23 protein-coding genes are annotated in these 25,420 nt (G+C 73.2%); 11 read left to right on the top strand and 12 right to left on the bottom strand.

The genetic code is table 11. From position 1 onward, the window contains the following. Positions 1-22: 22 nt before the first annotated feature. On the bottom strand, positions 23-394 hold the full coding sequence (locus ACQEU6_RS22895) for a hypothetical protein (RefSeq protein ID WP_499334802.1): 372 nt from the start codon (positions 392-394) through the stop codon (positions 23-25). Positions 395-513: 119 nt separating this feature from the next. On the opposite strand from ACQEU6_RS22895, the gene ACQEU6_RS22890 reads away from it, so the two are divergent. The 4 genes from ACQEU6_RS22890 (at position 514) to ACQEU6_RS22875 (ending at position 7,419) form a co-directional block, all read left to right on the top strand. Beyond that, positions 514-1,254 (top strand): hypothetical protein, encoded by a 741-nt coding sequence (locus ACQEU6_RS22890; protein ID WP_499334800.1) that lies wholly within the window; start codon positions 514-516, stop codon positions 1,252-1,254. A gap of 97 nt (positions 1,255-1,351) precedes the next feature. Continuing rightward, entirely contained in the window at positions 1,352-3,136 is a 1,785-nt protein-coding gene (gene argS, locus ACQEU6_RS22885; RefSeq protein WP_499334799.1) for an arginine--tRNA ligase, read from the top strand. 320 nt (positions 3,137-3,456) lie between these two features. Next, complete coding sequence (locus tag ACQEU6_RS22880; protein WP_499334797.1) at positions 3,457-4,488, top strand: CaiB/BaiF CoA transferase family protein; 1,032 nt, start codon at positions 3,457-3,459, stop codon at positions 4,486-4,488. A 42-nt stretch (positions 4,489-4,530) separates the two neighbouring features. Next, on the top strand, positions 4,531-7,419 hold the full coding sequence (locus ACQEU6_RS22875; protein WP_499334795.1) for a helix-turn-helix transcriptional regulator: 2,889 nt from the start codon (positions 4,531-4,533) through the stop codon (positions 7,417-7,419). Positions 7,420-7,712: 293 nt separating this feature from the next. Here ACQEU6_RS22875 and ACQEU6_RS22870 read toward each other — a convergent pair whose 3' ends face one another. From ACQEU6_RS22870 to ACQEU6_RS22860, 3 genes are all read right to left on the bottom strand, one after another. Beyond that, positions 7,713-8,537: a class I SAM-dependent methyltransferase gene (locus ACQEU6_RS22870; RefSeq protein WP_499334793.1), complete on the bottom strand. Its 825-nt coding sequence runs from the start codon at positions 8,535-8,537 to the stop codon at positions 7,713-7,715. A 198-nt stretch (positions 8,538-8,735) separates the two neighbouring features. Continuing rightward, positions 8,736-10,697, bottom strand: coding sequence for an acyl-CoA dehydrogenase family protein (locus tag ACQEU6_RS22865; protein ID WP_499334791.1), 1,962 nt, complete (start codon positions 10,695-10,697; stop codon positions 8,736-8,738). Positions 10,698-10,789: 92 nt separating this feature from the next. Beyond that, a complete protein-coding gene (locus ACQEU6_RS22860; protein ID WP_499334789.1) occupies positions 10,790-11,437 on the bottom strand; it encodes a TetR/AcrR family transcriptional regulator in 648 nt (215 codons plus the stop codon). A gap of 135 nt (positions 11,438-11,572) precedes the next feature. Between ACQEU6_RS22860 and ACQEU6_RS22855 the strand changes: the two genes are divergently transcribed. Continuing rightward, positions 11,573-12,142: an SRPBCC family protein gene (locus ACQEU6_RS22855; RefSeq protein ID WP_499334787.1), complete on the top strand. Its 570-nt coding sequence runs from the start codon at positions 11,573-11,575 to the stop codon at positions 12,140-12,142. A gap of 10 nt (positions 12,143-12,152) precedes the next feature. Here ACQEU6_RS22855 and ACQEU6_RS22850 read toward each other — a convergent pair whose 3' ends face one another. Beyond that, the gene (locus ACQEU6_RS22850) at positions 12,153-12,908 is read right to left on the bottom strand and encodes an XRE family transcriptional regulator (protein WP_499334785.1); all 756 of its coding nucleotides are present in this window, start codon (positions 12,906-12,908) and stop codon (positions 12,153-12,155) included. Positions 12,909-13,205: 297 nt separating this feature from the next. On the opposite strand from ACQEU6_RS22850, the gene ACQEU6_RS22845 reads away from it, so the two are divergent. Genes ACQEU6_RS22845 through ACQEU6_RS22830 form a run of 4 tightly spaced genes read left to right on the top strand, consistent with a single transcriptional unit; the run spans position 13,206 to position 16,930 of the window. After that, complete coding sequence (locus ACQEU6_RS22845) at positions 13,206-13,655, top strand: ATP-binding protein (RefSeq protein WP_499334783.1); 450 nt, start codon at positions 13,206-13,208, stop codon at positions 13,653-13,655. Between the two features lie 52 nt (positions 13,656-13,707). Next, positions 13,708-14,637 (top strand): deoxyribose-phosphate aldolase, encoded by a 930-nt coding sequence (deoC, locus tag ACQEU6_RS22840; protein ID WP_499334781.1) that lies wholly within the window; start codon positions 13,708-13,710, stop codon positions 14,635-14,637. Between the two features lie 6 nt (positions 14,638-14,643). Beyond that, positions 14,644-16,083 carry an aldehyde dehydrogenase family protein gene (locus ACQEU6_RS22835; protein ID WP_499334780.1) on the top strand — a complete coding sequence of 480 codons (1,440 nt, stop codon included), beginning with the start codon at positions 14,644-14,646 and terminating at the stop codon, positions 16,081-16,083. Next, a complete protein-coding gene (locus ACQEU6_RS22830) occupies positions 16,076-16,930 on the top strand; it encodes an aldehyde dehydrogenase family protein (RefSeq protein ID WP_499334778.1) in 855 nt (284 codons plus the stop codon). Before ACQEU6_RS22835 ends, ACQEU6_RS22830 begins: the two co-directional genes overlap by 8 nt. 62 nt (positions 16,931-16,992) lie before the next feature. On the opposite strand, the gene ACQEU6_RS22825 is transcribed toward ACQEU6_RS22830, so the two are convergent. Beyond that, complete coding sequence (locus tag ACQEU6_RS22825) at positions 16,993-18,003, bottom strand: hypothetical protein (protein ID WP_499334776.1); 1,011 nt, start codon at positions 18,001-18,003, stop codon at positions 16,993-16,995. A gap of 2 nt (positions 18,004-18,005) precedes the next feature. Between ACQEU6_RS22825 and ACQEU6_RS22820 the strand changes: the two genes are divergently transcribed. Further along, positions 18,006-18,251 carry a DUF2630 family protein gene (locus tag ACQEU6_RS22820; RefSeq protein ID WP_499334775.1) on the top strand — a complete coding sequence of 82 codons (246 nt, stop codon included), beginning with the start codon at positions 18,006-18,008 and terminating at the stop codon, positions 18,249-18,251. Further along, positions 18,248-19,270, top strand: coding sequence for an LLM class flavin-dependent oxidoreductase (locus tag ACQEU6_RS22815; RefSeq protein WP_499334774.1), 1,023 nt, complete (start codon positions 18,248-18,250; stop codon positions 19,268-19,270). The genes ACQEU6_RS22820 and ACQEU6_RS22815 overlap by 4 nt, the downstream gene beginning before the upstream one ends. Before the next feature lie 27 nt (positions 19,271-19,297). Here ACQEU6_RS22815 and argS (ACQEU6_RS22810) read toward each other — a convergent pair whose 3' ends face one another. The 6 genes from argS (ACQEU6_RS22810) to ACQEU6_RS22785 form a co-directional block, all read right to left on the bottom strand. After that, positions 19,298-21,043 (bottom strand): arginine--tRNA ligase, encoded by a 1,746-nt coding sequence (argS, locus tag ACQEU6_RS22810; protein WP_499334772.1) that lies wholly within the window; start codon positions 21,041-21,043, stop codon positions 19,298-19,300. Between the two features lie 52 nt (positions 21,044-21,095). Further along, positions 21,096-22,484: a phosphate acyltransferase PlsX gene (gene plsX / locus ACQEU6_RS22805; RefSeq protein WP_499334771.1), complete on the bottom strand. Its 1,389-nt coding sequence runs from the start codon at positions 22,482-22,484 to the stop codon at positions 21,096-21,098. Positions 22,485-22,770: 286 nt separating this feature from the next. Next, positions 22,771-23,184 carry a hypothetical protein gene (locus ACQEU6_RS22800; protein ID WP_499340318.1) on the bottom strand — a complete coding sequence of 138 codons (414 nt, stop codon included), beginning with the start codon at positions 23,182-23,184 and terminating at the stop codon, positions 22,771-22,773. 102 nt (positions 23,185-23,286) lie between these two features. Further along, positions 23,287-23,658: a hypothetical protein gene (locus tag ACQEU6_RS22795; protein ID WP_499334769.1), complete on the bottom strand. Its 372-nt coding sequence runs from the start codon at positions 23,656-23,658 to the stop codon at positions 23,287-23,289. Then, positions 23,655-24,551 (bottom strand): alpha/beta fold hydrolase, encoded by an 897-nt coding sequence (locus ACQEU6_RS22790; protein ID WP_499334768.1) that lies wholly within the window; start codon positions 24,549-24,551, stop codon positions 23,655-23,657. Before ACQEU6_RS22790 ends, ACQEU6_RS22795 begins: the two co-directional genes overlap by 4 nt. Next, complete coding sequence (locus ACQEU6_RS22785) at positions 24,548-25,273, bottom strand: DUF998 domain-containing protein (protein WP_499334766.1); 726 nt, start codon at positions 25,271-25,273, stop codon at positions 24,548-24,550. The genes ACQEU6_RS22790 and ACQEU6_RS22785 overlap by 4 nt, the downstream gene beginning before the upstream one ends. Positions 25,274-25,420: the final 147 nt, after the last annotated feature.

Below are 25,420 nucleotides of genomic sequence, written 5' to 3'. Positions count from 1 at the left end.
GAGGCGCGGGCCTCCGAGGGGGTCAGGCCGAAGCGGGCGCGGAAGCGGCGGGCGAAGTGACGAGGTCGCCGGCCGTCGCGGCGAGGCAGCCGTGCTCGTGCAGGAACACCGCGTCGCCCTTGACCAGCAGCGACGCGAACACCGAGTCCTTCGGCGCCGACCGGGCCACCTGCGGGGTGCGCTCCACGGCGTGGGCGTTGCCGCTGATCACGGCCAGCCGGACGTCCCCCAGCCGGAAGTTGGCCTGCCGGGCCAGCAGCCCCCGCTCGGAGTAGGAGGTGCAGGACAGCCCGACCAGCGCGCGGCGGTTGCAGTCCTCCCAGAACTCGATGCGGTCGCGCGGGTCGACGTCCTCGGTGCAGGCCATGGAGATCATCGGTGCCGGTGCCGCCATGGTCTGCTCCTCCCGACGCTCTGCACATCACGGCCATCTGCACATCACGGACGTCGTCGCCGGCACCTCGCGGGCGGGGGTGAAGGTGGGCTTTGCCCGTCCCAGGGAAGGGGGCGGGTGTGGGGGAGTGGTTCACGCGCGAGATCGCGGACGCCGGCCGGCTCCGGCTGTTCTGCTTTCTCGTGGCGTTCATCGCGGCCTTCCTGTTCATCAGGTTCAGCGTGCGGATGATCCGCCGGCAGGCGCGGTGGTGGCCCGGGAACGTGACGCCCGGCGGGCGGCACATCCACCACGTCGTGTTCGGGCTCGTGTTCATGTGCGTCGGCGGCGTGGGCGGGCTGGCGATCACGGACGACTCGTCCGGGTGGGCGGCGGCCGCCGCGGCCGTGTTCGGGGCGGGCGCCGCCCTCGTCCTGGACGAGTTCGCCCTGGTGCTGCACCTCCAGGACGTCTACTGGAGCGAGCAGGGCCGGCTGTCGGTCGAGGTCGTCTTCATCATGATCGCGCTCTGCGGGCTGATGCTGCTGGGCCTGCGGCCGCTCGGCGTGGACGACGCCGCCGGGGACGGGGCGTGGGGCATCGCGGGCGCCCTGCTGCTCAACCTGTGCGTCGCGGTGGTCGCCCTGCTCAAGGGCAAGGTCTGGACGGGCGTCATCGGCCTGTTCATCGGGCTCGTCGCGATCGTCGGGGCGGTCCGGCTGGCCCGGCCGGACTCGCCGTGGGCCCGGCGCCGCTACGCGGAGGGCTCCCGCAAGGAGCGGCGGGCGCGGACCCGGGAGCGCCGGTACCGCCTCCCCGTCCAGCGCCTCGGGGACCGGCTGAGCGACCTGATCGCCGGACGCCCGTCGACCAGGGCGTAGGAGCGCGGGCCCCGGGTTGACGCGGCCCGGCGGACGGGGACGGTAACCGTTGCGGGATCGACCCGCAAACGACAAACAAGAACAGGAGAGACACGCGATGAAGCCTGATCAAGACAGGTTGAACCTCACCGGCCCGTCGCCGGTGGACGTGCTCACCGGGAAGCTCAAGGACGCGATCGCCGCCGCCTTCGGGCAGAAGCACTGGAGGACGGACCCCCTCATCCGGCCGTCCAAGTTCGCGGATCTGCAGGTCAACGTCGCGCTGACGCTGGCCCAGAAGCTGCACCTCGCCCCCGGGGACGTGGCGCAGAGGATCGTGGACCGTCTCGACGTCGGCGACGTCGTGTCGGAGGTCCAGATCAGCGAGCCCGGCTTCATCAACCTGACGCTGAGCGACGAGTGGATCACCGCGCAGCTCCTGCGGATCTCGGCCGACGAGCGCCTGCGGGTGCTCTCGGCCAGGCAGCCGCAGCGGATCGTGATGGAGTACTCCTCGCCCAACGTCGCGAAGGTGATGCACGTCGGTCACCTGCGGACGACGATCGTGGGCGACGCCGTCGCCAACATCCTGGAGTTCCTGGGGCACGAGGTGATCCGGGACAACCACATCGGTGACTGGGGCACGCCGTTCGGCATGCTCATCGAGCACCTCCTCGACTTCGAGGGGGGCACCGATGCCGGGCTCGACGCGTTCGTGAGCGACACGGGCGCCTTCTACAAGGCGGCCAACGAGGAGTTCGAGTCGAACGAGGAGTTCGCCGGACGGTCGCGGCGGCGTCTCGTCGCCCTGCAAGGGGGCGACGAGGAGACGCTGCGGTACTGGCAACTCCTCGTGGACGTCTCGTTGCGCTCCTACAACGCGCTGTACGAGCGGCTGGGCGTCAAGCTCACCCCCGACGACGTCAAGGGGGAGAGCTTCTACAACAGGTTCCTCCCCGATGTCGTCGACGAACTGGAGCAAGACCGCATCGCGGTGCCCAGCAAGGGCGCGCTGTGCGTCATCCAGCCGGATCGCAAGGGCAGGGACGGCGAGCCCAAGGCGGTCATCGTCCGCAAGAGCGACGGCGGGTACAACTACACCGCCTTCGATCTCGCCACGATCGTCTACCGGGTCGACGTGCTGCGCGCCGACCGGGTCGTCTACGTGGTGGGCGACGAGCAGACCGAGCAGTTCGAGCTGCTGATCGCCATCGCGGAGAGGGCGGGCTTCCTGCTCGGGGGGACCGTGCTCGAACACGCCAAGATCGGCATGGTCACCGACCCCGCGACCGGCGGCAAGCTGAAGAGCCGGTCCGGCGAGGCGGCCACGCTGTCCGCACTGCTGGACGGTGCGTACGCGCGGGCCGAGGCGAAGTTCGACGAGAGCGGTCGCGGCAAGCGGTTCGACGCCGCGACCCGCGCCGCGATCATCCGTGACGTCGCCATGGGCGCGGTGAAGTTCGCCGACCTGCTGGTGGCGCGGAGCAGCAAGTATCCGTTCGACCTCGAACGGATGATCGCGTTCACCCGCAAGTCCGCCAGCTTCGTGCAGTACGCCGGTGTCCGGATGAAGTCCGTCCTGCGCAAGGCCGGGCTGACGCCGGAGTCGGCCACGGGCCCGATCGTGATCGGGACCGAGGAGGAGCGGAACCTGGCGCTGCACCTGCTGGACTTCGGCGTCACGCTGGAGGAGGCGGGCGCGGCGGCGGCGCCGCACCTGCTGGCGGGGTATCTCTACGACCTCGCCACGCTCTACACGGCCTTCTACGAGGCCTGCCCGGTGCTCAAGGAGGGCGTCGACGAGGAGACCAGGGCGTCCCGGCTGGCCCTGTGCGCGGTCACGCTGCGCACGCTGGTCACCGGCCTGGACCTTCTCGGCATCCCCTCGCCCGACCGGATGTGAGGGACGCACCTTGATCACCTGATCGCGCCCGTCCGGCGCTCCGGCGCCGGGCGGACGTGACGACGGGGAGGCCCGCCCGGCCTTCCCGAGCAACTGACGGGCCGCACTCCGCTCCGGTCGCCTCACGGCGACCGGAGCGGGTCTGCGGCCCGTTGTCCTTTCCGGGCGCGCGAACTCTGCCGGGCCCCGGACGTCTGATCATGAGGGTGGCCGTGGACGTCGGGGGACACGGCCACCCTCGCGCCCCCATGAACCAAGCGCTCGCTTGACCGCGGGCCGGGGTGACCGGCACGGTGGGGTCCTCCACCGAGAGGAGCGCCATGGCGCCGCTGGACGGACTCCGCGTCCTCGACCTGACGATGTGGCGGCCCGGGCCGTACGCGACGCAGCTGCTCGCCCAGCTCGGCGCCGACGTGATCAAGGTGGAGCCGCCCGGCGGGGAGCCGATGCGGATGTTCCGCGACCATTTCGACGTCCTCAACCGGCACAAGCGCGGCATCGCGCTCGACCTGAAGTCCGAGGACGGACTCGCGGCGCTCACGGAGCTGGCCGGGGACGCCGAGGTCTTCGTCGAGGGCTTCAGGCCCGGGGTCGCCGAGCGGCTGGGCGTGGGCCACCGGGCCCTCAGGGCGCTCAACCCGCGGCTCGTCTACTGCTCCCTGTCCGGGTACGGGGCGGAGGGGCCGCTCAGGGACGTTCCGGGGCACGACGTCAACTACCGCGCCCACGCGGCCGCGCTGCCGCCGGGCGCCGTGTCGCCGGAGGCCGACGAGCTTCCCCTCGCCGACATGGCCGCCGCGACGATGGCCGCCTTCGCGATCACCGCCGCCTGCCTCAGGGCCCGCGAGACGGGGGTCGGCGACGTCATCGACCTCGGCATGGCGGACGTCCTGGCGCACTGGGTCGGCACCGTCCCGGAGGCGACCCGGCGGTCGGGCGTGGGGCCGGTGCCCGGCTACGGCGTCTACCCCACCCGGGACGGCCAGAAGATCACTCTCGGCGTCGTGTCCGAGGAGGGGCTCTGGGCGGCGACCTGCCACGCGCTCGGCATCGGCGAGCACGCCGCCGTCCCGTTCGCCGAGCGGCTCCAGCGCATCGGCGAGCTGGACGGCGCGGTCGCCGCCGCGGTCGCCGGGCTCACCCGGGAGGAGGCCATCGAGCGCCTCACGCGGGCGGGGGCCCCGGTGGCGCCCCTGCTGTCCCGCGCCGAGATGCTCGAACTCGACCACTTCAGGGCGCGCCGGGTCCAGGACGAGGGCCCGGTGCGGACGGCCGTCCACCCCCCGCTTCCCCGGGGGCCGGTCCCGGAGCTGGACGAGCACCGGGGCCAGACCTGGCGTCTCACGGAGTGATATTCGGGTGGGATTGTCCGATCTATTTGGCATGCTTGTGACGTGAACGCGCGCGCGATGAGTCCCGTCCTGATCGGCAGGTCGGCCGAGCTGCGGCAGCTGCGGGACGCCCTCGCCGCCGCGCCGGGCGCCGTGCTGCTCGGCGGTGACGCCGGGCTCGGCAAGACCCGCCTGATCAGGGAGTTCGGCCGGGCCGCCGAGGCCAGGACGCTGGTCGGCGGCTGCCTGGAGCTCGGCTCCGACGGCCTTCCCTTCGCGCCGTTCACCACCGTCCTGCGCGGGCTCGTCCGCGACATCGGCATCGAGGGCGTCGCCGGGCTCGTCCCGCGCGGCGACACCGGCGCCCTCGCCCGGCTGCTGCCCGAGTTCGGGGAGCCGGAGAGCGACGCCGCGTCCGGCGAGGAGCGCGCCCGGCTGTTCGAGGTCGTGCTGACGCTGCTGGAGCGGCTCGCCGAGCGCGGCCCGGTCGTGCTCGTCATCGAGGACGCCCACTGGGCGGACCGGTCCACCCGCGACCTGCTGGCCTTCCTGATCCGCAACCTCGGCACGGCGCCGCTGCTGGTCGTCATGACCTACCGGTCGGACGAGCTGCACCGCACCCACCCGCTGCGCCAGCTGCTCGCCGGGCTGGAGCGGCTCGAACGCGTCCGCCGGACGGAGATCGGCCGGCTGGCGCGCGCCGACGTCGCCGCGCTCGTCACCGAGCTGCTCGGCCAGAACCCGCCGCCCGGCCTCGTCGAGCGGATCGAGGCCCGCAGCGAGGGCAACCCCCTGTTCATCGAGGCGCTGCTCGACGACGACGGCACGCTGGCCTGCGAGCTGCCCGAGTCGCTGCGCGACCTGCTGCTGGCGGGCGTCCAGCGGCTGCCCGAGGAGACGCAGGACGTCCTGCGGGACGCCAGCGGCGGCAGCACCCGCATCGAGCACGCGCTGCTGGCGGCGGTGTCCCGGCTCGACGACGCCGCGCTGACCCGCGTCCTGCGGCCCGCGGTCGCCGCCAACGTCCTGGTCGTGGACGGCGACGGCTACGCGTTCCGGCACGCCCTGATCCGCGAGGCCGTCCACGACGACCTGCTGCCGGGCGAGTACACGCGCCTCCACACCCGCTACGCCGAGGCGCTGGAGAAGGAGCCCGGGCTCGTCCCCGCCGGGCGGCTCTGGGTCGAGCTGAGCTACCACTGGACGCAGGCCCACGACAGCACGTGGGCGCTGGTCGCGTCCTGGCGCGCGGCGAGGGAGGCCCGCAAGGCGGTCGCCTACGCCGAGTGCCTGGCGATGCTCGAACGCGTCCTCCAGTTGTGGGACAAGGTCCCGGACGCGGCGGAGCGCATCGGCGCCGACCACGTCTCGGTCCTGGAGGACGCCGCGAACGCCGCCGACCTGGCCGGCGAGTTCGACCGCGGCATCAAGCTGGCCACCGCCGCGCTGAAGGAGGTCGAGGCCGCCGACGGCGAGCGCGACACCGCCCGCTGGGCGGCGCTGCTCGAACAGCGCGGCCGCATGCTCTACCACGTGGCGCGGCCCGGCTTCATCGAGGACCTGCGCGCCGCGGTGGAGGCGCTGCCGGCCGAACCGCCGACCATCCTGCGCGCCCGCGCGCTGTCCACGCTGGGCAACTACGTGCGCATCACCACCTCCATGGACGAGGCCCGCGAGGCGGCGCTGGAGTCCCTGGCCATCGCGCGCGCCCTCGGCGACCCGGTCGCGGAGACCGAGGCGCTGATCACGCTGTTCTGCGCGCACACCGACTACGAGGACGAGGACCGCCTCACCGAGGTCGGGGAGACCGCCGAGCGCAGCGGCAACCACCGCGTGCTGCTCCGCTACTACGTGATCAGGTCGCACTTCCTGGAGGGCGCCGGGCGGCACGAGGAGGCCGCCGCGGTCGCCGGCCACGGCGCGGAGCTGGCCCGCGAGTACGGCGTGGCCCGGACGCAGGGCACGTTCCTGTCCATCAACGAGGCGGAGCCGCTGGTCTCGCTCGGCCGGTGGGACGAGGCCCTGGCCGTGATGAACCACGCCCTGGAGCAGGATCCCGCCATCACGACCCGCACCTCGCTGCTCGTCCTGTCCGGCTGGGTGGCGCTCGTGCGCGGCGACACCGCGACGGCCGGGGCGCGGCTGGCCAGGTCGCGCGAGATCATGAAGCTCAAGCTGAAGTGGATGAAGACGCAGGACTACTTCAGCACCCTCTGGCTGGAGGCGAACATCGCCTTCGCCGAGGGCCGCCCCGAGGCGGCGCTGGCGGCGCTGGACCCCGTCCTCGAACACTCCGGCATGCCGGACGACGCCCGCTACGCGTGGCCCGCGCTCATCGTCGGCGCGGCGGCCTGCGGCGAGCTCGGCGGCGATGCCGAGGAGCGCCTGGGCCGCCTGGAGAAGCGCGCCGCCGGCCTGGCGTCGAGCGGCCCGCTCCAGCGCGCGCACTGCCTCACGTTCGCCGCCGAGCTGTCCCGGGCGCGCGGCATCCTCGACCGGGCCGCCTGGGAGGAGGCCGCGGACGCGTGGGAGGGGCTCGCCAACCCCTACTACCGGGCGCGGGCCCTGTCCCGCGCGGGGGAGGCCGCGCTCGCGGCGGGCGACCACGAGGCCGCCACGGCGGCGCTGCACACCGCCGCGGCGCTCACCGACGGGCTGGGCGCCCGGCCGCTCGCGGAGCGGGTCGCCGACCTGCTGCGCCGCACCCGGATGCCGCGCCGCGGCGACGCCTCCGCGCCGCTCGGGCTGACGCCCCGCGAGTTCGAGGTGCTGCGGCTGGTCGCCGAGGGCCGCAGCAACCGCGACATCGCCGAGGCGCTGTTCATCTCGGTGAAGACGGCCAGCGTCCACGTGTCGAACATCCTCGGCAAGCTGGAGGTGGCGAGCCGCGGCGAGGCCGCCGCGACCGCGCACCGGCTGGCCCTGTTCGCCACCCCGAAGGTCGGCGCCTGAGCCGCGCGCCGCACCTGATTCACGGCGGGGAACCTCCCCTCCCGGATTCCCCACCGCGAACCGTCGGACCACACGGGAACCTTCGTGGCTGGCCTTTCGGGGGCGCGGCCCGCGGAAGCAGGCGGTGCTTCTCCGCCCGGAGAGGCGGACCGGGACCCGTTCCGGCCACTGCACAGTCTTGCGCTCCCGGGCCGGTACGGCGAGGCGGGACATACCGTTGGGACGTCAAGAAAAAAGCGACGGGGACGGGCCACCAGAGGTGATCCGTCCCCGTCCGCGCGAGAAGGGCGGCGCTAGCGCGGGACGCGCGCGACGCAGAAGACCGTCTGGCCGAACGGCGGCTTGACGAAGCGCTCGATGGTGCGGGTGAGCGGCACGACCGTCCGGTCGTAGATCTTGACGAGCTTCGGGTCGGGGTAGCCGGCGCCGCCGCGGCGGACCGCGAACCACCAGGCGATCCCGCCCAGGAAGTTGATCGGCTTGAGCACCTCGGGGACGAGCCCGGCCTCCCGGACCGACGCCTCCAGCGTGGCCGGCGTGTACCGGGTGACGTGCCCGACCTTGCGGTCGAAGTCGCCGTAGAGCTGCATGTAGCCGGGCACCCAGATGACGATGCGGCCGCCGGGCTCGGTGACGGCGGCGAGGTCGCGCAGCGCCTGGACGTCGTCCTTGATGTGCTCCAGGACGTTCATCATCACGACGGTGTCGACCTTGCGCCGGATCGTGATGTCGGCGGGCAGGGCCAGGTCGATGACCTCGACGTCCTCGTTGCCGTCGTGGCGCTTGCGCAGCTCGCCGACGCAGTACGGGTCGTTGTCGCTGACGACGAGGTAGTCGAGGCGCCCGGCGAACTGCTCGGAGAAGTGCCCGAGGCCGGAGCCGACCTCCAGCATGGAGCGGCCGACGTGCGGGGCGACGGTCTGGTACTCGTACTCGCGGTAGTTGCGGGCCTCGTCGCCGCCCAGGTGGTTCTCCAGCGCGCCCTCTCCGGCGGCGGGCTGGACGACGTCCCCGTCAGGGGCGGGCCCGGCGGCCGTGGGCCCGGCCTTCTTCGGACGGCTGCCGACGAGGCTGAGGAGGGTGCCTGCGATGGACTTCTTCTGACCAGATGACTGCATTACTTCCCGCTCGCTGGGTGCGTTGGCGTTCGGCTTCTCGTTCGCCGGACCGTTCCCCCGCCCCCTCGGGGCGGTTCGATCTCTGGCGCGAAGGTCGGGACAGTCTACTCCCGCGCCGAAGCCGGGCGTCCCGGGGCGGCGGGACGCCCTTGCGCGGCGGCGGAGCGCCCGGCGTGTCATGGCCGATCTCCCGTCAGGTCAGCCGATGGTCCGGTGCACGTCCTCCCGCTCGCTCGGGCCCGGCTCGGACGGCGCGATCCACGGCCCCGGGATGGACGGGTCCAGGACGCCCTCCTCCACCCAGGCGAAGTCGCCGGCGAGGACGGCCCGCGCGAGCTTCACGTCCATCGCGTCGGTGTTGCGCCACAGCCCCTCGAACAGCTCCTCGACGCGGACGCGCGCCTGCCGGCAGAACGCGTCGGCGAGCAGCAGGGCGGACTTCCCGGGCGCCGTGGCCGGCCCGATGCCGTTTGAGCCCATGGCGCCGAGCGGCCCCTCCCCGGACGCGTCGGCGTGGGCGCGGACGCAGACCGCGCTCATCGCGAACAGCTCGGCGCCGATGTCGACCATGCGGCCGAGGAATCCCTGCCGGTACTCCAGGCCGCCCTGCCAGCGCCCCGCCGCGTAGAAGGTCGACCGGGCCAGCTTGCGGGACGCCCGCTCGACGTAGCGCAGGTGCGGGGCCAGCGGGCCGAACTCGGCGTAGGCGTTCGGGCGGTGCCCGGCGCCGGTGACGAGCGTCGGCAGCCAGCGCGCGTAGAACCCGCCCGCCTTCGCCGCGGCCCGCGCCTTGCGGCCGGTGGAGGCGTCCGGGTCGATGATGTCGCCGGCCACCGACAGGTGCGCGTCCACGGCCTCGCGGGCGATCAGCAGATGCATGATCTCGCTGGAGCCCTCGAAGATCCGGTTGATGCGCAGGTCGCGGAGCAGCTGCTCGGCGGGCACGCCCCGCTCGCCGCGCGCCGCGAGCGACTCGGCCGTCTCGTAGCCGCGCCCGCCGCGCAGCTGCACCAGTGCGTCGGCCACGCGGCAGGCCATCTCCGACGACCACAGCTTGGCCAGGGCCGCCTCGATCCGGATGTCGTTCCGCTCGTCGTCGGCGAGCTGCCCGGACAGGTCGAGCATCGCCTCCATCGCGTACGCGGTCGCCGCGATGAACGCGATCTTGGTGGCGACGGCCTCGTGCTCGCCGACCGGCCGCCCCCACTGCACCCGCTCCCTCGACCACTGCCGCGCGATCCCGGCGGCCCACTTGCCGCCCGCCGCGCAGATCGCGGGCAGCGACAGCCGCCCGGTGTTGAGCGTGGTCAGCGCGATCTTCAGGCCGGCCCCCTCCGCGCCGATCAGGTTCGCCTTCGGGACGCGCACGTCGTAGAACCGCGTGACGCCGTTCTCGATGCCGCGCAGCCCCATGAACGCGTTGCGGTTCTCGACGGTGATGCCGGGCTCGGCCATGTCCACGATGAAGGCGGAGATGCCGCCGCGGTGCCCGTCCGACTTCGGCACGCGCGCCATCACCACGACGAGGTCGGCGACGACGCCGTTGGTCGTCCACAGCTTGACGCCGTTGAGGATGTAGTCGTCGCCGTCCGGGACGGCGGTGGCCCGCAGCCGCGCCGGGTCGGAGCCGACGTCGGGCTCGGTGAGCAGGAACGCGCTGACCTCCCGGGCGCAGCGCGGCAGCCAGGCGTCCTTCTGCTCCGGCGTCCCGAACATCTTGACCGGCTGCGGGACGCCGATCGACTGGTGCGCCGACAGCAGCGCGCCGAGCGCGGGGCTGACCGATCCCGCGACCATCAGCGCCCGGCCGTAGTAGAGCTGGCTGAGCCCGAGCCCCCCGTACTTCTCCGGGATCTTCATGCCGAGCGCGCCGAGGTCGCGCAGGCCCCGCACGACCTCGTCGGGGATGCGCGCCTCGCGCTCGATGCGTACCGGGTCGACCTCGGCGGTGCAGAACGAGGAGAGCCTGCCGAGGAACTCCTCGCCCTTCGCCCGCTGCTCCCGCGACGGGCGGGGATGCGGATGGATCAGATCGAGGCGCAGGTCGCCGAGGAACAGCCGCTTGCCGAAGCTCGGCAGCCGCCATTCGCTCTCGCGGGCCTCCTCGGCCACCTTGCGGGCCGTCCGCTCGTCGACGTGCTCGTGGGTTCGCTGGCTCATGTGATCGAAGTTTCCACTGGTCGGAGGCGGAAACCCCGTGCCGGTCACGGGGCGGGCGCGCCCGCGGTCGCGCCCGCGCGGGAGCCGTGCGGTCAGCGCGCCAGGAGGCCGTCCACCTCGGCCGCGAAGAGCCGCGCCGGATCGAAGCCCATGCCGGCGAAATGTCCCGCGAGTTCCAGGGACAGGACGCCGTGGCAGCGGGTCCAGAAGGTCAGGGCGCGGTGCAGGGCCGCGGGCGGGGCCGGACGGCCGCCCGCCCAGTCGCGGTGGCCCTCCAGGTGCGCGCCGAGCGCCGTGGCGGGCTCCTCACGGGACGGCTCCGCGCAGGCGTCGAGCAGGATCGCCATGATCTCGTCGGAGACGGCCGTGGTGTCGTCCGGGGCGCGGTAGCCGGGCACGGGGGTGCCGTAGATCAGGAAGTAGCGGTGCGGGTCCGCCAGGGCCCAGCCCCGGACGGCGTGCGCGAGGCCCGCCAGGTCGGCGCCCGCCTCGGACGCGGAGCGCAGCGCGCCGGCGAGGCTCCGGTACGCGTCCCGGACGAGCTCGGTGATCAGCTCGTCGCGCCCGGCGTAGTAGCGGTAGAGCGCGGGCCCGCTCACGCCCATCCGCTTGGCGATCGCGTTGAGGGAGAGCGCGGACGCGCCCGCCGCGGCGATCTGCTCCCAGGCGCGTTCCTTGATCTCCGCCCGCACCTGCGCCCGGTAGCGCTCGCGCGGGCTCCCGCTGTCCGGCTCCGCCATGACGGGCCCCCTCTCCGCCGCCGAAGCTACACCGCCAAGAATTAGTTAGAAGGTATCACTGAACCGGTTGACGCCCGCTCGGGCAGTTGGTTATAGCTTCTAGCGAAAGCAGGACCCTCTATCGAAAGGGAAGACATGTCCAGCAGCAGCCCCTCGCTCCCGCCCGCCTCGCTCCACCAGGGCGGCCGGCCGCAGTGCCGGGGAGAGGGCGTCGATCCCGCCGCCCTGATCCGCTACCGGAGCGACATCCTGATCAAGGCGCCGCTGAGCACCGTCTTCGAGCTCCAGGCGGACGTGGAGCGCTGGCCGGACTGGCAGGAGCCCGTCCTGTCCATGAAGCGCCTCGACCCGGGGCCGCTCCGCGCGGGGTCGCGGTTCCGGTGGACCACGCCGGCGCCCCCCACCCCGACGACGCCCGCCACGACGCTGACCATCACCTCCGCCGTCCGGCAGCTGCGGCCCGGCGCCTGCATCCTGTGGAGCGGCCCCGCGGTCGGCGACGGGGTCCGCATCGACGAGGGCGTCCACCTGTGGACCTTCACCAGGGTCAGGGGAGGCGTCCGGGTGCACACCGAGGAGACCTGGACCGGCGAGCAGGTCGAGGCGGACGTGCCCCGGGCCACCGAGATCCTCGGGCAGGGCCTCGAAGCCTGGCTGGGCGACCTCAAGGCCACGGGCGAGGCCCGGGCCGGCCGCCGCCGGTGACGTGACGGCGCTACGAGGCCGCCAGTTCGGTGGTGGCGCGCCCGCCGTTCCAGAGTTCGGCGACGTGATAGGCGAAACGGTCGTACAATCCGTCCTCCTGCTGCCGCTTTATGTGGAGCATCGGAGAATCGTGGCCCACGAGAAAGGCCAGATGCGGCGTTACCAGCATTTCGTCGTCGAAGACGAAGACGCTCATGGCGATGTGCTCGTCACCGAAGCGCATGTCGATGCCGGGCGTTTTCAAGATCTTGGCCAGCTCGTCGAGAGTGACCTTGATCCGGGTGCTCACGGTGAGCGGAACGGATTCGAGTTCCTCCCGGCGGCGGGTGACCTCGCTTTCCGGATCTCCGACCAGGAACCGGATCCCGCAACCGCGTTCGGCCTTGCGGCGCAGCACGGCGCCGAGATTCGGGATCTCCAGCCAGAGGAAGTAGTTGGTGTAGCCGGCGAAGGTCAGCTCCCTGGTCGCTCCGCCGATGAGGCGGCGCCAGACGGCCCTGGGGCAGGCGGAGCGGTAGGGGTACACCGCGACGACCTCGCGGTCCGGTCCGGTCTTCATGTGCCTGCGGATGGCATCCGGCCACAACATGCCCTCATCAACTCCCAAGGCGTCCGAGGCGGCCCAGCGGTGACGCGGGTGGGGCGTGCGACCTTCCTCGGCGACCCACCGGGCCACCGTCTTGACGTCCACCTGACATGCTTCGGCGAGATCGTGCTCCGTCAGTCTCGCACGGATCATTGCCTGCCGTAATGCGTCATTGGCCACGCCGGCAACCCCTCTGACGGACGGGCGGGACGTTTTCCAAGGTAACGCGGAAACGTTCTGGACGTCTCGGAAACGGTGTTCAGTCGTCCGCCCCCGGTGACCGATTCTCGAAGCTTCGAGACGAGGCGGGCCCGGACACGGCGATTGCCCCGCCGGCCGGGCCCTTGATCGGAAGGATGATTCCGGGCCCATGGCGGATATTGCGGGCGAATTGCCGGAGGAATCGACGGAAACGTTACCGGGGCGGCGGCACCGCGCCGGCGCGGCGGTCCGGGGCACGGGACGGCGGGCGGCGAGGTGACCGCCGGCTCCGTGGCCGACCACGGGCTGGACACGGCGTTCCTGGCGGCGTGGACGGCCCCGGCCCAGGTCCGGATGCAGCTGTCGCTGCGCCTCGCCTCCTGGGGCATGTCCGGGATCACCGAGGACGTGGCGCTGATCGCCAGCGAGCTGGTGACGAACGCGGTCCGGCACGCGGGCGAGGGAGAGGTCCGCGTGCGGTTCACCCGGGAGGCGCACGGCGTCCTGCTGGAGGTCTGGGACGCCTGCGACCGGCGGCCGGTGCGCAGGCGGGAGGCGGGGACGCCGTCCGCCGAGCGCCCGCTGGACGCCGCGGGCCCCGACCCCGGCGACGACGACGGCATGGGCGGACGCGGCCTGCTGATCGTCGAGCGGCTGGCGGTGGAGTGCGGTGTGGTCCCCACCGATCCGCACGGCAAGTGGGTCTGGGCCCGGGTCGCCGTGTGAGGCGCTGAGCGTCCGTTTTGTGCCTGGGGGGCAGTTCGGCGATGCTGGGGGAGTGTCAACGGAGACTCTGAACGGCGCCGCCGAGCTGCGCGCCTTCCTGCACGGCCTGCCCGGGGTGGACCGGGTGGGCGCCGAGGAGCGGGCGGCGCGGCTCGCCACCCGGTCGATCAAGACGTCGGCGAAGGCCGCGGCGATCGACCTGGCGATCTCGATGGTGGACCTGACCACGCTGGAGGGCGCGGACACGGCGGGGAAGGTGGCCGCCCTGTGCGCCAAGGCCGCGCACCCCGACCCGGCGGACGCCTCGGTGCCGAAGGTGGCCGCGGTGTGCGTGTACCCCGACATGGTGGAGGTCGCGGTGCGGGCCCTGTCGGGGACGGGGGTCGGCGTGGCGAGCGTGGCGACGGCGTTCCCGTCGGGGCGGGCGCCGATGGAGGCCAAGCTGGCGGACACGCGGGCGGCGGTGGCGGCGGGCGCGGCCGAGATCGACATGGTGATCGACCGGGGCGCGTTCCTGTCCGGCGACTACGCCAAGGTGCGCGACGAGATCACCGCGGTCAAGGACGCGTGCGGTCCCGCGCACCTGAAGGTGATCCTGGAGACCGGCGAGCTGGCCACCTACGACAACGTGCGGCGGGCGTCCTGGCTGGCGATGCGGGCCGGGGCCGACTTCATCAAGACCTCGACGGGCAAGGTGTCGCCCGCGGCGACGCCGCCGGTGACGCTGGTGATGCTGGAGGCCGTCCGCGACTACCGGGCCGCCACGGGGCGGCAGGTCGGGGTCAAGCCCGCGGGCGGGATCCGCACCACCAAGGACGCGATCAAGTACCTGGTGCTGGTGAACGAGACCGCGGGCCCGGACTGGCTGACGCCCGAGTGGTTCCGGCTCGGGGCCTCCTCGGTGCTGAACGACCTGCTGATGCAGCGCCGCAAGCTGGCCACCGGGGTGTACTCCGGTCCCGACTACTTCACCCTGGACTGAGCGATCATGGCTGCTTTCGAGTTCGAGTACGCGCCGGCGCCCGAGTCCCGGTCCGTCGTCGACATCCGCGGCTCCTACGGGCTGTTCGTCGACGGCGCGTTCACGGGCGGGCACGGCGAGCCGTTCAAGTCCGTCAACCCGGCCGACGAGAGCGTCCTGGCCGAGATCGCCTGCGCGGACGAGGCGGACGTCGACCGTGCCGTGCGGGCCGCCCGGACCGCCTACGACAAGGTCTGGGGCCCCATGCCCGGGGCCGAGCGGGCCAAGTACCTGTACCGGATCGCGCGGATCGTCCAGGAGCGGTCGCGGGAGCTGGCCGTGCTGGAGTCGATCGACAACGGCAAGCCGATCCGCGAGTCCCGCGACGTCGACGTGCCGCTGGCGGCGGCCTGGTTCTTCTACTACGCGGGCTGGGCCGACAAGCTGCGCCACGCCGGGTTCGGCCCCGACCCGAGGCCCGTCGGGGTGGCGGGGCAGGTCATCCCGTGGAACTTCCCGCTGCTGATGCTGGCCTGGAAGATCGCTCCCGCCCTCGCCTGCGGCAACACCGTCGTCCTCAAGCCGGCCGAGACCACCCCGCTGACGGCGCTGCTGTTCGCCGACATCTGCCGCCAGGCCGACCTGCCGCCGGGCGTGGTCAACATCGTCACCGGCGCCGGGGAGACCGGCGCCGCCCTGGTATCGCACCCGGGCGTCGACAAGGTCGCCTTCACCGGCTCCACCGAGGTCGGCCGGCAGATCGCCCGCACCCTCGCCGGGACCGGCAGGAGGCTGACGCTGGAACTCGGCGGCAAGGCCGCCAACATCGTCTACGCGGACGCCGCCCTCGACCAGGCCGTCGAGGGCATCGTCAACGGGATCTTCTTCAACCAGGGCCACGTGTGCTGCGCCGGGTCGCGGCTGCTGGTGCAGGAGTCGGTCGCCGAGGAGGTCCTGGAGCGGCTGAAGGCGCGGATGGCGACGCTGCGGGTCGGCGACCCCCTCGACAAGAACACCGACGTCGGCGCGATCAACTCCGCCGCGCAGCTGGCGCGGATCCGGGAGCTGTCGGACGCGGGCGAGGCCGAGGGCGCCGAGCGCTGGTCGCCGCCCTGCGAGCTGCCGTCCCAGGGGTTCTGGTTCGCGCCCACCCTGTTCACCGGGGTGGCGCAGTCGCACCGGATCGCCCGCGAGGAGATCTTCGGGCCCGTCCTGTCCGTGCTGACGTTCCGCACGCCGGAGGAGGCCGTCACCAAGGCCAACAACACCCCGTACGGGCTGTCGGCGGGCATCTGGACCGAGAAGGGGTCGCAGATCCTGTGGACGGCGCAGCGGCTCCGGGCCGGGGTGGTGTGGGCCAACACGTTCAACAAGTTCGACCCGGCCTCCCCGTTCGGCGGCTACAAGGAATCGGGGTTCGGCCGCGAGGGCGGACGCCACGGACTGGAGGCCTACCTCAATGCCTGACCGTCTCTCCGTGCGCAAGACCTACAAGCTCTACATCGGGGGCGCCTTCCCCCGGTCCGAATCCGGCAGGTCCTACCCCGTGACCGACCCCAAGGGCCGCTTCCTCGCCAACGCCTCCCAGGCGTCCCGCAAGGACGCCCGCGACGCCGTGGTCGCCGCGCGCAAGGCCTTCCCCGGCTGGTCCGGGCGCACCGCCTACAACCGCGGCCAGATCCTGTACCGGATCGCCGAGATGCTGGAGGGCCGCCGCGACCAGTTCGTGGACGAGCTGCGCCAGGCCGGCGCGTCCAAGGGCGCCGCCGGGACGGACGTGGACGCCGCCGTCGACCGCTGGGTCTGGTACGCGGGCTGGGCCGACAAGCTGAGCGCCGTCGCCGGGGCCGCCAACCCCGTGTCCGGGCCGTTCTTCAACTTCTCCACGCCCGAGCCCACCGGCGTCGTCGCCGTCGTCGCGCCCGACTCGCCGCTGCTCGGCCTGGTGTCCGTCCTGGCCCCGGTCGTCGTGTCCGGCAACACCGCCGTGGTGGTCGCGTCCGAACCGGCGCCGCTGCCCTCCGTCACCCTGGCCGAGGTGCTGGCGACGTCCGACCTGCCGGGCGGCGTCGTGAACCTCCTCACCGGACGCCGCACCGAGATCGCGCCCTGGCTGGCCGCCCACATGGACGTCAACGCCCTCGACCTCGCCGGCGCGCCGCCCGAGCACGTCCAGGAGCTGGAGGACAAGGCGGCCGGGAACCTCAAGCGCGTTCTGCGCCCCGGGGACGACAGCTGGTCCGAAGAGCCGGGAACCGCCCGCCTGACGGCGTTTCTGGAGACCAAGACCGTCTGGCATCCGGTGGGCGTCTGAGCTGATATGACGCTGCGTGTGTAGAGGGTCACGAAGTGTGGAATAGATCTCCCCGTAACTGATCACAGTGGGGGGAGATCAGTGCCTACCAAGACAGCATCGCGTACGGCGAGCCGAGGGTCGGCCGCGCGTACGAAGAGCACATCAGCGACCAAGTCCACTGCCGCCCGGAAACCGGCGGCGAAGCGGACCTCGGCGGCGAAGGCGCCGTCGCGGTCCACGACCAGCCGCACGACCACGACCAGGAGCGCCGCGGCGAGGAAACCGGCGGCGTCCAGCCGGACGGCGTCGTCGTCGGCCGCCGCGACCCGGGTCACCAAGGCCGCGAGCCAGGCCAAGACCGCCGCGACGCAGATGAAGTCGGTGGCGACCAAGGCGTCCACGTCGGCCAAGGCCATGACGGCGATGACCAAGGCGATGACCAGCGCGACCAAGGCCATGTCCGACGCCGCCAAGGCGATGGACGCGGCGGCGAAGGTCATCACCACCACCGCCAAGACGACCGGGACCCGCACCACGACGGCGAGGAAGACCACGCCGGCGAGCCGCACCGGCACGAGCCGGACCACGGCCCGCAAGTCCACCACGGCGGCGTCGAGCCGGTCCAGGACCGCGGCGTCGGCCCGGACGGGCTCCTCGAAGACGTCCACGGCGCGCAAGTCCACGTCCAAGGCGGCCACGTCGCGGACGACGAGCGCGGCGAAGACCTCGGGCACGAGGACATCGGGCACGAGGACATCGGGCACGGCGAAGACATCAGGCACGGCGAAGACATCGGGCACGGCCAGGAAGACGGCCGCGCCCAAGTCCAAGACCAGCGCCGCCCGCAAGTCGACGTCGTCGCGGACCACCACGAGCACCAGGTCGGGCACCGCGAAGGGGGCCGCCAGATCGGGGACCGCCAAGTCCACGTCGTCGGCCCGCAAGACGCCCGCGCGGACCACGACGTCGCGGACGTCCGCCGCGCCGCCGCCCGTCGTGGAGCCGAAGACCAATTCGCTCCAGCACTCGACGCGGACCGACGGCGGGTTCCTGAGCGGGCTCACCGACGTCGGCCGCGAGCGCTGAGTCACCGATGGACGAGAAGGACATCCTGGCCCGCATCGACGCCTACGTCGGGGAGGAGCGGCGGCTCCGGGAGCGGTACCAGCGCGACGAGCTCGACCGCGAGGACGAGCACCGGCGGCTGGAGCGGCTGGAGGTCGCGCTCGACCAGTGCTGGGACCTGCTGCGCCGCCGCCGGGCCAGACTGGAGGCGGGCGAGGACCCCGGCGGCGCGGAGGTCCGGCCGCCGGACGAGGTCGAAGGCTACCTGCAGTGACGCCGTCTCGGTCGAGGCGCCCGCTGCGGTTCGGCCTGTCCCTCGACCCGGACGCCTCCGTCCCGCTGGTCCGCACCGCCCAGGAGGCGGACCGGTACGGGCTCGACCTGCTCGGCATCCACGACCGGCCGTACCGGCGCGACACCGCCGACGCGCTCGCGCTGATGGCGGCGGTGCTGGCCGGCACGTCCCGGATCCGGGTGCTGCCCGCGGTGGCGTGCCTGCCGCTGCGACCGCCCGCCGCGCTCGCCAAGGCGATCGCGACGATGGACCGGCTCAGCGGCGGCCGCGCCGAGCTCGGGCTCGGCACGGGGATGGAGCCGGGCGGCGTCGAGGCCTACGGCGGGCCGCGCCTGGACGGCACGGCGTCGCGCCGCGCCCTGGAGGAGGCGGTGCAGCTCATCCGGCTGCACTGGAGCGACCAGAACGGGCTGCGGTTCGCGGGCGAGCACTACCGGTTCGCGGCGGCGCAGGCGGGCCCGGCCCCCGCGCACCAGATCGGGATCTGGCTCGGCGTCACCGGTCCGCGCGGCCTCGACCTCGCCGGGAGGGTCGCCGACGGCTGGATCGCGCCGTCGTCGCTCGTCCCGCCGAAGCGGCTCGCGGACGGGCAGCGCCGCCTCGACGAGGCCGCGCTGCGGGCGGGCCGGGGGCCCGGCGAGATCCGCCGCGTCTACGTCCTCGAAGGGGACGTCGACGGGCGGGAGTCGCGGGGCTTCCTGCACGGCCCGCCGCGCCAGTGGATCTACGAGCTGACCGAGCTGGCCGTCGGGCACGGCGTCGACTCGTTCCTGTACGGCGGCGATCCCGAGCAGCTCCCGGTGTTCGCCATGGAGATCGTTCCGGCGGTCCGGGAGCAGGTCACCCGCGAGCGGGCCGGACCCGCACAGAGCCCCGGTCAGGGCCCCGCGCAGAGTCCCGCACAGGGCCCGGCACAGGGCCTCGCCCAGGGGGAGATCCGGCCGCCGGCTCCGCCGCAGGCCGGTCGGCCCTCGCCGCACGGGACCAGCGTGCCGTGACGCGGGGCGCCGCGCCCGGCGCCCGCCTCACATGCGCTCGGGGGTGGGGACGCCGAGGAGGCCGAGGCCGGTGACGAGCGTGCGCAGCGTCGCCGCGCACAGCGCCAGCCGCGACGCCTTCGTCTCCTCGTCGGGGGCCTTCAGCACCGGGCAGTTCTCGTAGAACGTGGTGTAGGCGTCGGCGACCGCGTAGACGTAGCTCGCCAGCCGGTGCGGCTCGGCGGTCTCGCCGGCCTGCTTCAGCACGGCGCCGAACCCGAGCAGCTCCAGCGCCAGCGCGCGCTCGGCCGGGTGGGTGAGCGTGATCGGGCCGGTCGCGTCCTGCGGGGCCACGCCGCCCTTCCGGAAGATCGACCGGATCCGCGCGGTCGCGTACTGCAGGTACGGGCCGGTCTTGCCGTTGAACGAGATCATCCGGTCGAGGTCGAAGGTGTACTCGCTGTCGCGCGCCACCGACAGGTCGGCGTACTTCACCGCGCCCATGCCGACCGCCTGGACGATCTCCGCCCGGGTGGCGTCGTCGAACGGCTCGTCGTGCTGGATCTCGTCGAACACGGCGCCGGCCCGCTCGACCGCCTCGTCCAGCAGCTCCGACAGCTTGACGGTGCCGCCGGCCCGGGTCCGCAGGATCTTGCCGTCGGTGCCGAGGACGTTGCCGATCTGCGCGTGCTCGGCCTTCACCTCGTCGTTCAGCCAGCCCGCCATCCGCGCGACGGCGAACACCATCTGGAAGTGCAGCGACTGCGGCGCCCCGACCACGTAGACCATCCGGTCGACGTGCTCGGTGTCGACCCGGTACCGGATCGTCGCGAGGTCGGTGGTGGAGTAGTTGTAGCCGCCGTCGCTCTTGCGGATGATCACCGGGAGGGGCTCGCCCTCCCGGCCGGCGAACCCGGGCGGGAACGCGCACAGCGCCCCGTCGCTGATCACCGCGATGCCCTTGTCCTCCAGCTCCCGCGCGGTCGGGGCCAGCAGGTCGTTGTAGTAGCTCTCGCCCTTGATGTCGTCGTCGGTGAGGGTGACGCCGAGCCGCCCGTAGACGGAGTTGAAGTACCGCTTCGACACCTCGACGAGGACGTTCCAGAGCCGCAGCGTCTCGGCGTCGCCCGCCTGGAGCGCGACGACCCGCCGCCGGGACCGGTCGGCGAACGCCTCGTCGCCGTCGAACTTCTCCCGCGCGGCCTGGTAGAAGGCGGTGAGGTCGCTGACGGACGAGTCGTCCCGCGCCGCGGCGTCCTCCCCGAGGTCGAGCAGGTGCTCGATCAGCATGCCGAACGGGGTGCCCCAGTCGCCGACGTGGTTGTCCCGGACGACCTCGTGCCCGAGGAACGCCAGGATCCGCGCGATGGCGTCGCCGACGATCGTGGTCCGCAGGTGCCCGACGTGCATCTCCTTCGCCACGTTCGGGGACGAGTACTCGACGACGACCTTCTGCGGCTTGTCCGCGAGGGGGACGGCGAGCCGCTCGTCCTCCAGGGCCCGCTGCGCCTCGCCGGCGATCCACGCGTCGCTGAGCGTCAGGTTGATGAACCCCGGCCCGCTGACCTGCACGTCCGACACCACGCCGGCCGTGTCGAGGTGCGTCGTGATCTCCTCGGCCACGTCTCGCGGCTTGCGGCCCAGCTTCTTGGCCAGCGGCAGCGCCACGTTGGCCTGAAGGTCGGCGAACTGCGACGGCCGGATGACCGGGTCGGTGTCCGCGTACGACGGTCCGAAGGCGGCGCTCAGCGCGGCCTGGACCCGGGCGGCGAGTACGAGTTGCGGATCGGGCATGTTCCAAGGTTATCGGCGACGCGCCGGGGCCCGGAATCGATTTGGCGCGAGGCTAGGGCGCGGCGGGCGGCTCTTTGCGGTCCGGGACGGTGTCGGCGGCGGGGGAGGGGATCTCCGGGATCTTCTCGCCCGGCCCGTCGCCCGGCCCGTCGGCCGGCCCGTCGGCGGGCCTGTCGGCGGGCCTGTCCGCGGGTCTGTCGGCGGGTCTGTCGGCGGGTCTGTCGGCGGGTCTGTCGCCGTCGCGCTCGCCGTGCGTCCAGCGCCCGAACCGGGAGGTGCGGGTCGCGGCGACCTGCTCCCGGATCCGCTCGACGATCCGCCCGGCGGCCAGCCGGTGCGCCAGGTCGCAGGCCGAGGTGATGGCGCGGGCGCGGGAGGCGCCGTGCGCGATCACGACCGTCCCGTTCAGGCCGAGCAGGACGCCGCCGCCGTAGGTGTCGGGGTCGAGGCGGTCGCGCAGGTCCTGGAGGCGCCGCCGCTGGAGCAGCGCGCCCATCCGCGCGGCGGCGGTGGAGGTCATCGCGTCGCGGATCTCCGCGAACGCGGTGGCGATCGTGCCCTCCACGGTCTTGAGCGCGATGTTGCCGGTGAACCCGTCGGCGACGATCACGTCGACGCGCCCGCTCAGCAGGTCGTGGCCCTCCACGTTCCCGGCGAACTCGATGCCGTGGCTGCCCGTCGCGAGCAGTTCGTGCGCCCGCTTGGTGAGCTTGTTGCCCTTGCCGGGCTCGGCGCCGATGTTGAGCAGGCCCACGGACGGGCGGTCCACCCCGAGCAGGATCTGCGCGTACGCGGTGCCGAGCGCGGCGAACTGGACGAGCCCCTCCGGCTTGACGTCCGCGGTGGCGCCCGCGTCGAGCAGGATCGTGGGGCGCGGCCGGGTCGGCAGCGCCACGGCGATCGCGGGCCGCATCACGCCCTGCTGGCCCTTGAGCCGCAGCCGCGACGTCGCCACCACCCCGGCGGTGCTGCCCGCCGAGACCAGCGCCGACGCCCGCCCCTGCTTGATCAGGTGGCAGGCGATCGCGATGGACGAGCGGGGCTTGCGCCAGCTCGCGAGCGCGCCCTCGCCCATGTCCAGGGCCTCGTCGGCGTGCACGATGGGGATCGTTCCGAGGACCCCGTGCAGGTCCAGCTCCCGCCGGATCCGCGCCGCCCGCCCGACCAGCACCAGCCGGACGCCGTGCTCGCGGACCGCCGCCACCGCCCCCTCGATGATCTCCTCGGGGGCGTGGTCGCCGCCCATCGTGTCGACCGCGATCGGCAGCGGGCGCACCGTCGCCGGGCGGCGCGGCGCCGGGTGCGGCGCGGTGCCTCGGGGCGGCGGCGGGGCGGACCGCGGCGGCGCGCCGCCGGACGGTTCGGTGCCGGAAGACGCCGGCGGGCCGGGCTCCGCCGGGCCAGGCGCCACGGGCCGCGACGGCTCGCCGGTGCCGGTCATGGCCGCTCCAGGAGGACGGAAGGAAACACGGTGGGCCGCAAGAACGCAGCTCATCGCATCGTATGGCGTCCTTTCGCCTGCCTTGGCGCCCCACGCCCGGAGTGGCGATCCTCACTGTGTTTCAAAGTCCCGGCCCTCTTCGCTCGCCTTGCGGCTCGCTGCGTGACCGGGCCTGGGCGAACGCGGCATCGCTTCGCGATCTGCCCGGTTCCGCTCGCCTCCGGCTTCGCTTCACCGGGCAGGTCACGCGTTCGCGCGCATCGCCGCGGCCACTTCGGGACGGGCCCTAACCCTCCTTCTTGTGGCAGTCGGCGCCTAGGCAGGTCGCGTTCTCCACGACTGGGCGGCCGTCCACGAGGATCGTGTAGTAGTTCTTGCGGGACTCCTGCTCACCGCTGCCGATGACCTCGACCGGCTTCTCGTCCGAGGTCATGCCGGTGCAGGACACCCGCATCTTCTTCTTCGTCCAGCCCGGCAGGTCGGCGCACCGCAGCGGCGCCCCCAGCCGCACGCCGTGCTTGTTCAGCTCGGCGGCGGCGGTCATGGGAAGCGCGCTGCGCAGGGCGGCCTGCGTCTTGTACTGCAACTCGTGGCCGCCCGACAGCAGCAGGAACGCCCCGCCGCCGACGACGGCGATCACGAGGAGCGCGGCGGACCCCAGGATCAGGGCCTGCTTGCGGCCGATGCTGAAGCGCGGCATCTTCACGCTGGGAATCTTCACACCCGCTACGTCACCGACGGTACAGGAGTGTATGCACTGCGTGTTTGATTTTTCCGTTCGGTATGGGGATTCGTTGCCCGGTCAGCCGTTCGGCTGCTCGCAGCCGAGGCCGAGGCATTCCTTGCGGAGGACCTCGCGCCCGCCGACGGTGACGACGTAGAACTCGCGGGGGCTCTCGGTATCGGCGTCGTGGGCGATCCCCTCCACGACGACCGGCTCCCCGGTCGTGGTGCGGGCCGTGCAGTCGACGCGCACCACGGAGTCGGTCTCGCGCCCCGGCGACTCGCACTCCGGGCGTTCCGCCAGCTCGATGCCCTGCGCGTCCAGCTCGTCCACGACCCCGTCGGTGACGGCGTTGCGGTACGCCCCGTCCGAGATCCTCTGCATGACCTTGCAGCCGGACGGCGTCACGGCGAGCAGGACGGCGAGCACGACGGCGGGGACGCGCCTCATGCCGCTCCCTCCAGCAGCCGCAGGCCCGCGACCGCGTCGGCCACCGCGTCGGGGCGGTCGAGCGGGACCATGTGCAGGGCGTCCGGCAGCTCGATCCGCCTGCCGTGCGGGCTCATCCCGGCGAGCCGCTCGTGCGCCTCGGCCCAGGCGCGCTTGCGGTCGTCGCCGTCCACGTCGCCCAGCGCGGTCACGACGGCCAGCGGGACGGGCGGGAAGGGGCGGCGCTCGCGCAGCCCCGCCAGGTCGGCGGCCATCTCCCGGTAGGCCAGCTCCTCCGCGAGGACCGCGCCGAGCACCGTGCCGCGCCCGTACACCGACCGCACGACCTCCTCCGGGACGGCCTCGTCCCGCCGGCTGGTGCGCCTGAGGATCATCCGCCGGCCGGCCGGCCCGGCGGCCCTCGCCAGCCGCGTCGCGCCGAGCACCGCGCCCGCCGCCGCGGCGAGCGGGGCCAGCGCGGCGGCCAGCCGCACGGGCACCCACGCCTCGCCCTCGTAGCTCGGGTCGAGCAGCACCAGGCCCCGCACGAGCCCGTGGCGCGTCCTGGCCAGCGCCTCGGCCGCGAACGCGGCCATCGAGTGCGCGAGGACGGTCACCGGCCGCCCGGCCCGCTCCGCCAGCGCCGCCATGACGGCGGTGTCGCGGCGCAGCGACGGAGGCGCGGCCGCGGCGGGGCTGAGCCCGAGGCCCGGACGGTCGTAGACGATCACCCGGTACCGCCTCCGGAGCAGCGCGACGGACGGCTCCCAGTCGAACCAGGCGCCGCCCAGCCCGGAGCTGAGCAGCAGCGGCGGCCCGTCCGCCGGGCCCGACTCGACGACGTGCACCTGCTCGCGGCCCACGTTCACGGTCTCGCCGGGGCCGCGGTCCGCACCGTCGTTCGCGCGGCTCACAGGCACGCCTCCTCTCGCGCGGCCGTCGCGTCCCCGACCGTGCGCGCCGCGTCCCGCCGGTCGGAGTACAGCGCCCACGCGATGGTCAGGAGCCCGAGGCACAGGATGCCGATCTGGACGCGCTGGACGACCCCGAGCCACTGCCCCATGTACATCGCCACCAGGGTCCCGAGCGCGGCCGCGGACTCGGCGAGCGCCAGCAGCCAGCCCCAGCGGGCCAGGGCGGGCCACCAGCCGTACCGGCGGGCGGCCAGGGACAGCAGCAGCAGCGCCGCCACCCCGCAGACGATCACGGCGCTGCTCGTCACCGAGTGGAACTCGTGGGAGAACGACACGTTCTCGGAGCGTTCCCGGAGGGCGCACCAGGTCTCCAGGCTCGGCGCGCAGTCCAGCGGGAACGACGCGTCGCCGATGGCGCACACGCCGAACAGGCCGAGGAACACCCAGCCGGCGGTGGCGAGGGGCTTGCGGGTGAGCCTGCGGAGCGTCCCGGCCGCGACCACGATCGACAGCACGCCGGTGACGAGGTCGCCGGCGCTGTAGACGAAGTGGTACGGCTGGTCGGAGGCCGACAGCTCGCTCACGTAGCCGTTGAAGAAGTCCAGCTTGGGGCTGAGGAGGTTCTCCAGCGCGAAGCTCGCGTAGGTGACCGAGGCCAGCCCCGCGAGGACGATCAGGCGCAGGGGGACGGCATCCGGCCCGCCCCGCTGGTCAGCGTTCACCCGGCCCCCTCACGCGCGCACGCTCCCGTGCGCCGGTCGGTCCTACCCGTCCCCAGTATTTCCGAACCGCGAGCGTGTGTGTGACCTGGGTCGGTCTTTACCGAGTATTCGCTGGCCGGAGACTTGACGAGGGCCGAGGGCATGGTT

Source organism: Spirillospora sp. CA-108201, from assembly GCF_050936235.1.
Classification (GTDB): domain Bacteria; phylum Actinomycetota; class Actinomycetes; order Streptosporangiales; family Streptosporangiaceae; genus Spirillospora.
The sequence above is the reverse complement of the archived record's forward strand: the minus strand, read 5'-3'. Positions and strand labels throughout refer to the sequence as shown.

What these genes read in the sequence shown, in the direction of transcription:
- ACQEU6_RS22870 (WP_499334793.1), bottom strand. Translation starts at nt 8,537, where the DNA reads ATGCAGTCATCTGGTCAGAAGAAGTCCATCGCAGGCACCCTCCTCAGC.
- ACQEU6_RS22830 (WP_499334778.1), top strand. Translation starts at nt 16,076, where the DNA reads ATGCCTGACCGTCTCTCCGTGCGCAAGACCTACAAGCTCTACATCGGG.
- ACQEU6_RS22795 (WP_499334769.1), bottom strand. Translation starts at nt 23,658, where the DNA reads ATGAGGCGCGTCCCCGCCGTCGTGCTCGCCGTCCTGCTCGCCGTGACG.
- argS (WP_499334772.1), bottom strand. Translation starts at nt 21,043, where the DNA reads ATGCCCGATCCGCAACTCGTACTCGCCGCCCGGGTCCAGGCCGCGCTG.
- ACQEU6_RS22820 (WP_499334775.1), top strand. Translation starts at nt 18,006, where the DNA reads ATGGACGAGAAGGACATCCTGGCCCGCATCGACGCCTACGTCGGGGAG.
- ACQEU6_RS22865 (WP_499334791.1), bottom strand. Translation starts at nt 10,697, where the DNA reads ATGAGCCAGCGAACCCACGAGCACGTCGACGAGCGGACGGCCCGCAAG.
- argS (WP_499334799.1), top strand. Translation starts at nt 1,352, where the DNA reads ATGAAGCCTGATCAAGACAGGTTGAACCTCACCGGCCCGTCGCCGGTG.
- ACQEU6_RS22855 (WP_499334787.1), top strand. Translation starts at nt 11,573, where the DNA reads ATGTCCAGCAGCAGCCCCTCGCTCCCGCCCGCCTCGCTCCACCAGGGC.
- ACQEU6_RS22880 (WP_499334797.1), top strand. Translation starts at nt 3,457, where the DNA reads ATGGCGCCGCTGGACGGACTCCGCGTCCTCGACCTGACGATGTGGCGG.
- ACQEU6_RS22835 (WP_499334780.1), top strand. Translation starts at nt 14,644, where the DNA reads ATGGCTGCTTTCGAGTTCGAGTACGCGCCGGCGCCCGAGTCCCGGTCC.
- ACQEU6_RS22800 (WP_499340318.1), bottom strand. Translation starts at nt 23,184, where the DNA reads ATGCCGCGCTTCAGCATCGGCCGCAAGCAGGCCCTGATCCTGGGGTCC.
- ACQEU6_RS22895 (WP_499334802.1), bottom strand. Translation starts at nt 394, where the DNA reads ATGGCGGCACCGGCACCGATGATCTCCATGGCCTGCACCGAGGACGTC.
- ACQEU6_RS22860 (WP_499334789.1), bottom strand. Translation starts at nt 11,437, where the DNA reads ATGGCGGAGCCGGACAGCGGGAGCCCGCGCGAGCGCTACCGGGCGCAG.
- plsX (WP_499334771.1), bottom strand. Translation starts at nt 22,484, where the DNA reads ATGACCGGCACCGGCGAGCCGTCGCGGCCCGTGGCGCCTGGCCCGGCG.